The organism is Shewanella sp. Isolate8 (genome assembly GCF_022398495.1).
Lineage (GTDB): Bacteria > Pseudomonadota > Gammaproteobacteria > Enterobacterales > Shewanellaceae > Shewanella > Shewanella aquimarina.
Window position 1 is genome coordinate 214,959 of sequence record NZ_JAKEVI010000003.1, and the last position, 12,786, is coordinate 227,744.

The following is a 12,786-nucleotide window of genomic DNA, read 5'->3' on the forward strand; positions in this document are numbered from 1 at the left end:
ACCCCAGTGGTTTATCTTGGAGAAAAAATGATGATAACAACAAAAACAACCACACTGGCGGCACTTATCGCTTCGGCAATGATGCTGTCGGCCTGTGGAGATGGGAATGATGGAAAAGATGGTATCGACGGTGAAAATGGTCAACCCGGTACACCGGGCACACCTGGCGCCGTCGGTTTACATATTGACATGGCAGAAGAGGCTATCGCCAATATCAACAAGGCAAGCTATGCCGACGGCATCATAAGCGTCGACTTTGAGCTGGAAAACCGCCAAGGCGTAGGCCTGTTTGGTTTAACTGGTGAGAATCCGTTTCACGATTTCCGCTTCTCATTGGCACAGCTGCAAACCCATGAAGGCAGCGACCTGAAACAATGGATATCCCTGCTCAACGACACCACCAACGACGACGGCACTACCTTTGAGCAAGGTTTCGAGAAGATTAAAGACTGTATCGAATGCCTAGTCGATCATAACGACGGCAGCTACACCTACACCTTTAATACCAACCTGCTCACCGCCGAAGATGCCGCCGGTATCGAGTTTAACCCTGACTTGACCCAACGTATCGCCATCGAGATGCAGTTCGAATATGACTCAGGCCATGAACTGGCCGAAAATGCTCACTTCGACTGGATCCCCTCCACCAATGGCAGCGAAGGCATAGAGAGCCGAGAGCTGGTGACCATGCAGACCTGCTACACCTGCCACCAAGCCGATAGCCTCAAGGCACACGGTGGACGTCGCCTGGACCTGGAAAACTGCCAGGCCTGTCATAACGGTATAGTCACAGATCCCAATGCCATCTCTGTCGAGTTTGGGCACATGGTCCATGCCATCCATATGGGGCCACACCGTGAAGGTAAAGACGCAGATGGCAATGTGGTGCCCATGCCATACACCATCGCCGGCTACGGTGGCGATCATGCCTTCGACTACCCTGCCTTCCCGACAAAACCCTTCATGGACTGCGCGGCCTGTCATGTCGAAGATGACAACTTGGCAGACAAAGATCTCTGGCTCGCCAACGCCAATGCCAACGCCTGTACTGGTTGTCATACCGACTCGCCAGCCCAGCATCAGTCAGACAAGAACCCGGCGCTGAGCTGCACCGACTGTCATAGCGCCGCGGTGCATGGCGATCATGCCAAGCCCTATCAGGCAGCCAAAGACTATGATGTCACCATCAGCAAGGTCGCCATCTCTGCCGCCAACGAAATCAGCTTCGACATGGCCATCACAGATCCAGCCGGTAACCTGGTGAGTCAGCAAGAGGTCTACAAGCTTGGCTACAGCAAGCCTTACATGGTGGTCAGCTGGGACGTCGACAAAGATTATCCCGACTATGATCAGTCGCCCTACAGCCAGCGCCGTATCGACATCAAAGATCCCACCAAGGCGACCTGGAATGCTGACAACAGCGTCAGTGTAAAGGTCGCGATGAACTTCCCAGCCGACATCGCCTCACGCTCGCTGGAAATCCTGCCTGTACTCAAGGTTTGCTTTGCAGAAGGCAGCGGCAACCGTGTTAGCTGCGATGCCGACAACGCCTACCCTGCCTATGTGCAGACCGATGCCTTACGCACCGTGCTTGATGACAGTGAAGCCGTGGTGGCCGATCGCCGCGCCATCATCGACAGTCAAAGCTGCTATGGCTGCCACAGCTTTGAGTTCTATCACGACTCAAACGGCGTCAACTGTATCGCCTGCCACACCAATGACAAGAAGCTGGGCGCGGTCGAAGACGCCAACGGTGACGCCGTTGCCTGGGGTGAGATGAAGTCCACCAGCTTTATGTACAAGGCCCACAAGGCAAAAGGCCACGACAATGGTCATGGCGGCAGCGGCACCCTGCTAAAGACCGACTGTATGACCTGTCACTCGGCCGAGCAAGGCTGGGGCGGCCTGTCCTACGGCTTTGAACTGGGCCGTAACCCAGGACAAGCCCATACGGTACCTAGCTTCATCCCAGGCAAGAGCAACGACCCTGCGGTCAACCCGGTAGCGACCTGGTATGCCTCATCCGATGCCGCAGCCTGCATGAGCTGTCACCAGAAGTATCTCTCTGAGGCGGCCGTGGCTCATATGGAGGGCAACGGCGCCTACATAGGTGCCGACAAGGCCAGCGCCAAGGCGGCACGCGAAGCCTGTGCGACCTGCCATACACCTGAGAAGCTGATGCACGCTCACGGTCATCAACTGTAAGACCCAAAGGTGCTCGCCCTCACCGAGCACCGAGTTCCACCCTGCAATGTCAAAGGCACCCTCGGGTGCCTTTTTTTGCCGCTAAACTTTTTGTTTAGCGGATAGGGGGGGGAGCGCCCGGCATGGCAGCTGGATGCATTTCCTCAAGCGGGTTTTCTATGTTGTAGCGTCTACCGGGTTTGTTGTTGGAATGCGAGTTGAAGGTTGCACCTTCGTGGCAATCTAACGCCTGTCCGGCGGGGAGCGTGCAAACACTATTTTGGCTCGCCACGAGCACTTCCTTGTGGGCTCTGCGAAATCATCCCTGATTTCGAAGGCCAAAATCGTGTTTACACTGGGTATCCAACGTCTCTTCGATTTAGCGGTATTTGGCGCGAGTAGCGAATCTAAAGGCTGGATTATTTTTGCCCCATTCCTTGTTTAGTATGGCTGAACTAGCTTTGATTGGTATTGGACTGTTGACCTAATTTTAGTAATGCTACAAAGTGTCTACTGTTCTAGAGGCTTACCAAGCCGCTGAATGCGGCGTTGGTATGAGCTCATCATTTACTTAGTTAAGAGTTAATAATTGGATATCTTAGAAATTTTTAAAGACTACATATTTGCAGTCTTAATGGCGCTGTTTTTAGCTTATATTACGTATCAACAGTTAGTAACTAACCGTCAGAAACTCAAACTAGATCTCTACAATAAGAGATTTGAGGTATATACGGCTACGTTAAAGTTTTACCAAGAACTAATAGGCGATGGTGTTACCTCAGAAACTCACAAGGACTTCATCGAGAAAAAGGAAGCAGCCAAATTCTTGTTCTCAGAAGATGCATCAATTTACGAATTGCTCAATGAACTGCACGAAAAGTCATTTAAGGTAAAAGCTTTCAAAGGTCATCGTAAAGAACTTGAGTCCAGCCCTGAAATATTCAGCAAAGCGGCACAAGAGTCTCTAGAGGTAGTTAACTGGTCAGTTGAAGCCGTCAAATCTCTCAGCAGTAAATTAGAGAAATATTTAAACATGTAGCAAGTTTCGTATAATAAGGCGTTTAAGGCGGATTCCCAACGCTTGGTATTCTCCGTTTGATTCAGTTTTAGTGTTTACGGCACAATGGTTTAGGTAGGGGGTAGCGTTGCTCAGCACTTAACGCGGCGTTAGCCCTTAGAAATTTTTATCCGAAACTGACAAGTTAGAGTTAAGGCTTTAACTCGGAAATGTCCAAAAATGGCTTAACTTGAACAATTGCAAAGATCAAATGCGGCTAAATCGAAGAGATGAATAACTAGGTGTAGATACGCCGGTGAGCTTCCGTGACAGGGATGTCACGGTAGAGCCTACAGGGAATGTACTTGCGGCGTCTCACAGGCGTATCTGCACGTAAGGTCGCTCATTCACATCCATGTGATCGCGACATTGGTGCATCCATGCACTGCACCTTCCGCAGGCAATTCAAAACAAAGATGGTTAACGCTACAACTAGCTAAATTCAAATCAAAATCAGCCAGACTAGACCCCAACCCAAATCTAGGCGCTTGGACTAGCGCCTTCCTCATCATGTTCTAACCCTATCCCCTCTACGCCATCTGGCATGGCACTCTCGCTGATATCCACTATGATGGAGCGGTTCATGGTGATCTTGTAGCGGGCAAACTGGGGGGGCTTGCGGCCCTCCTGCAGGGAAAGCACCAGGTTGATCTGGTAGCGGCGTTCTACCGAGTCGCTGCTGATCTTGCCATCGGCCTCCTTGTAGATCTTGGCCTTGCCGCGCTCCAGGTAGCGGGCGAAGGGAGCCAGGCTGAAGTTCACCTGCTCCTGTATGGTGGAGTAGCCGGCGAGGAAGTCTTTGCTGGCGATACGCGAGTTGATGCCATAGTGCAGTATGTCGGCGTCCAGCTTATTCTGGCTGTGGCGGCGCTTCAATATCTCGTCTATCTCCTCGGGGAGATCCTTAGACTTGATGAAGTCTATCCACACATGCTGCCTGGCGATCATCGCCTGGCTGGTAGTATCACGCAGGATGCGGCTCCAGCGGGGACGGCCCTTCTGGATCACCCGCCACAGGGCGTTGCGAATATCTTCCTTGAAGATCTCACGAAAGCCATAGATCACCGCCAGGGTGAACACCAAGGCCATGGTGAGGCCGCTGAAGATCCCCTGGGCCTTGATGATGAGCGACGAGACCACCAACATCACGAAGGCGGTGGCGATCCCCGTGGTCATCTTCTTCAGGCCCACACCTAATCGTTTCTGCTCCTCTTTCAACACAACCCCTTGCTGGATCAGGCGGCGCAGCAGCAACATCTTGTTGGAGATGCGGTTGGGATCGTTGAGAGTCTGGGAGGAGTTATAGTTCTTGCTGTCGCGATAGCTGCTCTCGCTGCGGCACAGGTTGATCACCTCCTCGGTCACCTCGCTGTAGTCGCTGCTGCGGGGCGCGTGGGACATGAGTTTCAACAGGCGCTGCTCACAGAACCAGGAGAGGTAGTTGTCGGCGTTCTCGAAGTAGTGCTTCCACTTAGGGTCGCTGGGCTCGTTACGGCGAAACTTCTTCAGCAGCTGAGTGACGATCTCGCTGAGATCTTTGAGGGAGGCATAAAACTGCTCCACATCCTCCACCTGGGCCAGCTCCTTGCTGTCGGTCTCGATGGCCACGGCAAACTGATAGGCAAACAGGTTGAGGTAGAGTCTGAACTCCTCGACGGTACGCTTCTTCTGACTGATGAAACGCCCCTGCACCAGCGGCAGATGCAAGCCTGAGGAGTAATAGGAGCGTCGGCCGGCGATGGCCGCATGATAATATTCTTCTTCGTCAAGGCTCTGGGGATTGATCCCCATCTCTTTGGGCAGAAAGAAATAGAGGTCGAGCCGCCTATGGTCACCCACCTTCATCTGATGGGTAAACTTGATCGACAGAGACTCTTCCTGCTTGATATTGACCTTAGACACAAAACCTCAGAATAATAGAATTATTTCAGTAATTTAGAAATGCACATCCTGAGTATAGCCTAAGTGCGACTATTGCACTATACGGCAACCGCAGACGGTATTACTCGGCTGGAATAATACCACCGCATAGTCCCTGTGGGGATCTAATTCCAATGTCTCGATGGAGAGGTTATGCATCCCCTTGCTGTCTAAGTTAAACGAGCTGATATAGGAGAGATATTGCATATGCCTTGGCATGGTCTCGGCCGATTCGGTACCTATCTCCTCCTTGGTCTCTACCGAGAAGTGATAACGGCCGTTGGCCTTATCGAAATCGAGGAAGCTGCCCTGCATGCGTATGGTGCCCGCCGAAGTGCCGTCGAGGTTAAAGTAGCGATAGTTGATCTGCGCCTGCTGCTTCTTGGCCATGATATCCACCAGCAGATAGTGACGTCCCTCGGCCTGAGCCTCGTCGCGGCGATCGAACAGCTCGGAGCTACAGCTGAGCATGATGCTTTCGCTGGGATAGAGATAGCGATAACTGATGGTGATGCTTATCGCCAGCAGCCCCAGCACAATAATATTGATCGCCCACAGTACCTTTCTATTCACACAGAGATACCTCTTTAAACCAGGCCTCGGAGATAAACCGCTTCTGCTGCCTGTAATCGGTTAACTTAAGGTTGCGCACCAATGACTGCCCCATCTTCTCGCCTCGCATGGTGATGTTAAACACTTGCTTGTCGTGGGACAGCGACATATAGACCTCTTTCCAGGGCGAAGACTCACAGCGCTCAAACGCCTGAGACATCTTCTCCGACAGGCGCAGCAAAGAGGTGTTATTGGTCTTGGACTTGGCGTAGCTGATAAACATCATCTTCTGCCCCGACTCCAGGGTGATACCGTGGCGCAGATAGGGTTCGCTATGTTGCACCTCGAGATTCACCGAAGAGAAGAGCTGCAAGGAGACCAAAGCGCCCAGTAGCAGGACGATCAGCCCTATCCACAGCTTGATCCAGCGATGGCGTTTGCCAAACAGCCAGGCTAAAACCGCCTCGATGCGCTCGCCCACACCATGGAGCTCTCCCTTTGCAGGCGCGTTATCGGCATGATGTACGCTTGATGGCACGGCGCTATCCAGGCGCAGGCGATAGCCCTTGCCCTTGACGGTTTCTATCATATGTTCATGCAGCGGGCCGAGGAAGGAGCGCAACATAAACACCGCCCGCGCCACCGACGAGTCGCTTAGCGGCGGATGCTCGTCATCCCCGGCACCCAAGACGCGCTTAGCCACCACCTTGTCGCTATTGGCCAGCAGGAGCGATAGCACCTGCAGTTCGGCGCGCGGTAGATGCCACTCTTCACCCGTCAGCTCGTTGGTGAGCACGCCAGCATGTCTGTCGAATCGGCAATCACCCAGTTGCATCTTTGTTACTCTGTCGTTTCATTGCTAATAAGCTTATGCAAACGCAGTAAAAAAATCTGTGATCCCCTCTATCTCCTCGAAACTCATCTAAAAAATGCCCTTACAATCGCTAGGGAATAATAAGCTATGTGATCCCTGCCCTCTTCTTCACGTCCATAGGCCCATTATTTATCGCCACGCGAAAGCCGCAAATTAACATGAATGTTACAAATAAGGTGATCTAGCCCACAGCGCAATCGTGCCAAACAATACCAAGTCAACGCATTAATTGAACAAATCGATGCAAGGCACCCAAAAAACGCCTGCCAGCAGATGCTCATCTGTCCCAAGGCTTCATCCAGCCCAAATCACACTATTTGCAATCTACTCGGACCACACTGACCCCAAGTTCAAACCGGCGTATCCCTTTAACCACGCCAACAACAAAAATAACATCTATCCAAGTGAGGACATTGTCATGACCATCAATAGACGCCAAGCACTTAGCCAAATCATCGGCATCAGCACCGCCGCGGCAGGCGCTACCCTAATGGGCACATCGGCCTTCGCCGCCACCGACGAGCAAGGCAACTACAAACTAGAACTGGGTGAAAAGCTCAAGTATGTTCCACTCGATCCTATGGCGACGGCCAAGCTGGCCTATGAGACAGGCGGCGGATGTATGCACCAGGTGTTCTACGCCTTAGTGACCATGCTGGCTAACTCAAGCAGCGCCGACGCCGACAAGTTTAAGACAATTCCAACGGCGCTGGCCGGTTATGGCTGGGCGGGTATCGTGGGCCAGGGCACAGTGTGTGGTAACAACAACGCCACCGGCATGCTGGTCAACATCTTAGACGACATCAACGGTCAAAACTCTGCCGTGATCGGTGCCTCTTTCCGCTACTACGAGGTGACCGAGCTGCCTTATTCAAGCGACGAGTTCGTGGCTGGTATCGGCTCTACCGCCGAGAAGACGGCCCTGGTCGGTAAGTCATCGATTGCCAACAGTATCCTGTGTCACTCCTCTATCAGTAACTGGTCTAAGGCCTCCGGCTTCACCTTCAGCCAGAAGGGCGAGCGTTGTAAGCGTCTGTCGGCCTCTGTGGCCTATCATCTAGTCGAACTGCTTAACCGTGCCCATGCAGGCGAAGATATCTCAGCACTACCTGAGTCAAAGCCTTCAAGCGAGGCCCAAGGCTGTCAAAGCTGTCACGGCGTAGAGACCACCATGGGCAGCGCCGCCAGCGTGAAGTCTGACATGGAATGTACGACTTGCCATACCGGCCACTTTAACTAAAGGAGCAGGTCATGAATGAGAAGTTATTAACTGCCCTACTGGCAACGGCGCTTATCTGCGGCGGCTGCGGTAGCGACGACAACGATGATAAGGACGACGGCGGTAACATTACTCCGCCGCCGGTTGCCGACACCATAGATGCCGGTGAGGCCTTAGCCATCAACCTGACCCTGGCCGAGTTTGACGGCGCAACGGGCGCACTGAACTTTGCCCTGAAGGATGCTGACGGCCTGGCCATCACCAATGCCAAGGATTATCGCATCGTCTACTTCGGCTTCCCCGACAGCACGAGCGCGTCATCTAACGCCAAGGCTTGGAAACACTGGCACGTGACCCAGAGCTATCTGTGTGACAGCGCCGAAGGCGACTGCCAGGGCGTGCTAACAGAGACTGACAAGGGTCAGTACAGTTTCGATGCAACCGATCTAAACTGGGACGCCAACACGGCGCCTGGTTCGGTAAAGGAATATAAGGTCGGTATCGAGATAAAAGGTGCCAAGGCGACCAACGAATTGGTTCTGCTCCCCTCCACTTAACCCACTGCACCACTTTGAGGGTCACCGCCTGGCGTGTGGCCCTTTTTTTACGTCCCGATTTTATACCAATCGTAATAAATAATTGATCATTCTAGCTTGTTAAAACGCTCGATAACTGTATTAGTATTTTTAATTGTAGAATAACTACTTATCTAAAAATCCTGCTTTGTTCTCAAGCGTTTTTTCTGCGCTATTTCTGATCCCATATTTACTGTGATTGGTATTAGAAAGCATCCCGTGTCAGCCAAGGCTGAGACTATGCATCTAGACTAAACATCAGTATGAGTATGGGCATGAACCGGCCTAACCAAAGATCGGGAGGAGGCTATTGTTCGCCGAGCAGTTCGCCGAGGGAAGGCAGATAGTTGGAGGGCTCAAATACGGAATAGATGAGCAGAAACAGCAGCAACAGCTGAGAGATCAGCAGGATATATTGTTGCTTGGTCATGCGGCGAATTGGGCCGCTGCCCAACAGCTCGCGGTGAGGTGAGAGTTTGACGTGCAGTATGTAACCCTGATCGCCCACCGACTCCAGCAACTTGCCCGACGGGCTACCGAGAAAGAAGCGAATGCGATCCACCGCCTGCACCAGACGCGCCATGTTAGCCTCCTCCGCTGGCAGGCAGGCCAAGAGGTCGGCATTGGACATCACCTGTCCACGGCGCTCGGTCAATAGTTTAAGCACGGCAAACTCCGCACCCGGCATACGCCAGCTGGTGTCATTGTCTTGATTTGACAGCGTCGACTGAGACGGCTCAAACCAACAGCAACCTATTTGCATCGGGGTCTCACATTAAGGGAATCACACAAAAATCACGACGCCAAACCTGGCTATCGTCTCTTTGCTAGTGTGACACTTAAGCCCGGCGACTTTCGTGACAATCAGCACATAACCCATTAAATTATTTAAATAATTATGATACATCCCGATACAGATTTAAGCTGGCCTAGGCCTAATTTCAGGCTGATTTCAGCTAAAAAAAAGACGCCCCGAAAGGCGTCTCTTGAATCCAATAAAAACCCTATTAGAAAGAGTACAATAGGGTCATGTTAGTTTCGGTATCAGTGCTCTTCTTGTCGTCCAGCGGCTCGCTGTTGTAACGCACGATAACCGCAAACTTCATCGCCAGCGCGCCAACTATGTTGGCCGTGATAGAAGTCTCTGAGCGGCCTTCCAGGCTCTCACCATAATCGGCCACAAACAGCTGCTTGAACTTAGAGTTGTCGGTGATCTCGGTCTCGAAGTTCATCACGCCGTGTGCCACCCAGCTATCTTCGGTGTCATAACCCGCTTCGGCGGCGCTCTCATCGTCCAGACGCTTGTACTGGTAACCAGGACCCACTTCGATAGCTAAGGTCGTCTTCTCGGTATCGACAAACTTGTGACCATAACCGGCAGAAATCGTAGACTTAGAATCGAAACCGGTAAATGGGTCGATCTCGTGGTTGGCGTTGGCAAACATATAGTTCACGTCGCTGAACTTGTAGTTGCCCTGTACCAGACCGTAATAGCGCTTACCCGTCTCTTCGCCGCTATCTTCTTTATAGAGGGCTTCTAACAGGTACTGGTTTTCCCAGTTGCCCAGCTCGTGCTTCATGTCCAGACGGCCCTTGAGCGAGGTCGTCTCTGTGTTACCTGTGGTAACCGTCGCACCCAGTTCGGCGTCGGCGGCAAAGGTTCTGTCACCCTTAACAAAATCGGCACCCGCATGGGCAGCAAAAGGAGCCGCCATCAGGATGGCCGTGGCTGTCAGCAGTTTTTTCATTATTTGTTTACCTATTTATCTAAGTCCCTTAAAAATTGGCGCAATAGTATCATTCGGCGCACAGAAATGAAAATTGCACTTGCCTTTGCAGTATTTTGAACTAGCCACTCACCTAACGGCGAGAGTTAGTCCTTACTTTTTATTGCGCTTTGGCCATAAAAAAGCCCGCCGAAATGGCGGGCCTTTGTCAAACTACCTATGGCTATCAAACCGAATTAGTTCACCTGTGGATCTAACTCGCCAGACTGGTATGCCTTGTACATGGCTTGCAGTGACTTAGGCTTGATCTTAGAGCCCATGCCAGCCGCACCGAAGGCTTCGTAGCGTACGGTACAGATGTCTGCCATCGCTTCCATAGAGGCCTTAAGGAATTTACGCGGGTCGAACTCGCTTGGGTTTTCCGCCAGGAACTTACGTACCGCACCGGTAGAGGCCAGACGCAGGTCAGTGTCGATGTTAACCTTACGCACGCCGTGCTTGATGCCTTCGACGATCTCTTCCAGTGGTACACCATAAGTTTCAGGGATGGCGCCGCCATACTGGTTGATCACTTCCAGCCACTCTTGTGGCACAGAAGATGAACCGTGCATCACTAGGTGAGTGTTAGGGATACGCGCGTGGATCTCCTTAATACGGTCGATACGCAGCACGTCACCGGTAGGCTTACGGCTAAACTTGTAGGCACCATGGCTGGTACCGATAGCGATAGCCAGGGCATCGACGTGAGTGTCGGCCACGAAACGCGCCGCTTCTTCCGGCGTAGTCAGCAGCTGCTCTTCGCTCAGGATACCTTCGGCGCCAACACCATCTTCTTCACCGGCTTGGCCAGTTTCCAGGCTACCCAGACAACCGATCTCACCTTCTACCGACACACCACAGGCGTGGGCGAAGGCAACAGTTTTACGGGTCACGTCGACGTTGTACTCGTATGTAGCCGGTGTCTTACCATCGGCCATCAGCGAGCCGTCCATCATGACTGAAGACATACCCAGCTGGATAGAACGCTGACACACGTCAGGGTGAGTACCGTGATCCTGGTGAATACACACAGGAATATCTGGGTACTGCTCGAGCGCCGCCGCCATCAGATACTTAAGGAACTGAGGACGAGCATACTTACGTGCACCGGCTGACGCCTGAACGATAACCGGGCTGTCTGTGGCTTCTGCCGCCTGCATGATGGCGCGCATCTGCTCCAGGTTGTTAACGTTGAACGCGGGAACGCCGTATCCGTGCTCTGCGGCATGGTCTAGCAGTTGACGTAGGGAAATTAAGGCCATTTTTAACTCCAATAATAGGGTGGTCATCGGGCGCAGCCCGCTTAACCACCGAGGTCACTATCGTTTGGACAGATTTTTATACCGATAGCAGGACCTGCAATTCCATGCGGCCCGACTATCGGCGGTTTCTTATAATACTAATTATCTTTTTTACTTATTCGCCGCGGCTTTCCAGCATAGCCACAGCAGGCAGTTCCTTACCTTCCAAGAATTCCAGGAAGGCGCCACCACCGGTAGAGATGTAAGAGACCTTGTCGGCGATCTCATACTTGTCGACCGCCGCCAGGGTATCGCCACCGCCGGCGATAGAGAAGGCAGAAGAGTCGGCAATCGCCTGAGCGATGCGCTTGGTGCCTTCACCGAACTGGTCGAACTCGAACACGCCTACAGGGCCGTTCCAGACGATGGTGCCGGCATTCTTAAGGATCTCGGCCAGTGCCTCGGCGCTGTCGGGACCGATATCGAAGATCATGTCTTCGTCAGCCACCTGATCGACCGGCTTAAGGGTCGCGCTCGCCGTTGGGCTGAACTCGCCAGCCACAACCACATCGGTAGGGACTGGGATATCGCCGCCACGGCTCTGGGCGTTAGCCACCAGACGCTTGGCTTCGTCGATTAGGTCTGCTTCATAGAGGGACTTACCCACGTTGTGACCGGCTGCGGCGATGAAGGTGTTGGCGATACCGCCACCCACGACCAGCTGGTCAACCACACCAGAGAGGCTCTCGAGCACGGTCAGCTTGGTCGATACCTTAGAGCCACCCACGATGGCTACCAAAGGACGCGCCGGGTTGTCCATCGCCTTACCCAGGGCTTCCAGTTCACCGGCCAATAGCGGACCGGCGCAGGCCACAGGGGCATACAGGCCGACACCATGGGTCGATGCCTGAGCGCGGTGAGCGGTGCCGAAGGCATCCATTACATAGACATCACACAGGGCGGCCAGCTTCTTGGCCAGCGCCTCGTCGTTCTTCTTCTCGCCCACGTTGAAGCGCACGTTCTCGAATACCACGACTTCACCGACATTGGCTTCTACGCCATCGAGATAGTCTTTAGCAAGACGTACCGGGCAGTCCAGCGCCTTGTCCAGGTAATCGACAACCGGCTGCATAGAGAACTCGCTGTTGTACTCGCCTTCGGTCGGACGCCCCAAATGAGACATCACCATCACGGCCGCGCCTTTCTCGAGCGCCAGCTTGATGGTTGGCAGAGAGGCACGCAGACGCGCGTCGCTGGTGACCACACCATCGCTTACAGGGACATTGAGGTCTTCACGGATAAGCACGCGCTTGCCCTGAAGATCTAACGCTGACATATTGATAATCGCCATTTCACGTTTCCTTAAAGTTTAAAGTTAAAAATAAAAGTTAAAGCAAA

At 52.8% G+C, this 12,786-nt stretch carries 11 protein-coding genes; 4 read left to right on the forward strand and 7 right to left on the reverse strand.

Features of this window, described 5'->3' with window-relative positions; translation table 11 throughout:
• Positions 1-27: 27 nt before the first annotated feature.
• Complete coding sequence (locus tag L1D43_RS13410; RefSeq protein WP_239852325.1) at positions 28-2,205, forward strand: OmcA/MtrC family decaheme c-type cytochrome; 2,178 nt, start codon at positions 28-30, stop codon at positions 2,203-2,205.
• A 568-nt stretch (positions 2,206-2,773) separates the two neighbouring features.
• Positions 2,774-3,223 carry a hypothetical protein gene (locus L1D43_RS13415; RefSeq protein ID WP_239852326.1) on the forward strand — a complete coding sequence of 150 codons (450 nt, stop codon included), beginning with the start codon at positions 2,774-2,776 and terminating at the stop codon, positions 3,221-3,223.
• A 498-nt stretch (positions 3,224-3,721) separates the two neighbouring features.
• On the opposite strand, the gene L1D43_RS13420 is transcribed toward L1D43_RS13415, so the two are convergent.
• The 3 genes from L1D43_RS13420 to L1D43_RS13430 form a co-directional block, all read right to left on the reverse strand.
• Positions 3,722-5,143, reverse strand: coding sequence for a hypothetical protein (locus L1D43_RS13420; protein ID WP_239852327.1), 1,422 nt, complete (start codon positions 5,141-5,143; stop codon positions 3,722-3,724).
• 69 nt (positions 5,144-5,212) lie between these two features.
• Positions 5,213-5,734 carry a hypothetical protein gene (locus L1D43_RS13425; protein WP_041508532.1) on the reverse strand — a complete coding sequence of 174 codons (522 nt, stop codon included), beginning with the start codon at positions 5,732-5,734 and terminating at the stop codon, positions 5,213-5,215.
• The gene (locus L1D43_RS13430) at positions 5,727-6,548 is read right to left on the reverse strand and encodes a helix-turn-helix domain-containing protein (protein WP_239852328.1); all 822 of its coding nucleotides are present in this window, start codon (positions 6,546-6,548) and stop codon (positions 5,727-5,729) included. Before L1D43_RS13430 ends, L1D43_RS13425 begins: the two co-directional genes overlap by 8 nt.
• Before the next feature lie 457 nt (positions 6,549-7,005).
• Between L1D43_RS13430 and L1D43_RS13435 the strand changes: the two genes are divergently transcribed.
• Together L1D43_RS13435 and L1D43_RS13440 are read left to right on the forward strand one after the other, a co-directional pair.
• Positions 7,006-7,827, forward strand: coding sequence for a cytochrome c3 family protein (locus L1D43_RS13435; protein ID WP_239852330.1), 822 nt, complete (start codon positions 7,006-7,008; stop codon positions 7,825-7,827).
• Between the two features lie 11 nt (positions 7,828-7,838).
• Positions 7,839-8,363, forward strand: a complete 525-nt coding sequence (locus L1D43_RS13440) for a hypothetical protein (protein ID WP_239852332.1) — start codon at positions 7,839-7,841, stop codon at positions 8,361-8,363.
• A gap of 325 nt (positions 8,364-8,688) precedes the next feature.
• Here the strand turns inward: L1D43_RS13440 and L1D43_RS13445 are convergent, their stop codons facing one another.
• From L1D43_RS13445 to L1D43_RS13460, 4 genes are all read right to left on the reverse strand, one after another.
• Positions 8,689-9,144 (reverse strand): winged helix-turn-helix domain-containing protein, encoded by a 456-nt coding sequence (locus tag L1D43_RS13445; RefSeq protein WP_239852333.1) that lies wholly within the window; start codon positions 9,142-9,144, stop codon positions 8,689-8,691.
• A 244-nt stretch (positions 9,145-9,388) separates the two neighbouring features.
• Positions 9,389-10,129, reverse strand: a complete 741-nt coding sequence (locus tag L1D43_RS13450; RefSeq protein ID WP_041508529.1) for a DUF481 domain-containing protein — start codon at positions 10,127-10,129, stop codon at positions 9,389-9,391.
• Between the two features lie 215 nt (positions 10,130-10,344).
• Entirely contained in the window at positions 10,345-11,409 is a 1,065-nt protein-coding gene (fba, locus tag L1D43_RS13455) for a class II fructose-bisphosphate aldolase (protein WP_041508528.1), read from the reverse strand.
• Positions 11,410-11,563: 154 nt separating this feature from the next.
• Complete coding sequence (locus L1D43_RS13460) at positions 11,564-12,739, reverse strand: phosphoglycerate kinase (protein ID WP_239852334.1); 1,176 nt, start codon at positions 12,737-12,739, stop codon at positions 11,564-11,566.
• Positions 12,740-12,786 lie beyond the last annotated feature (47 nt).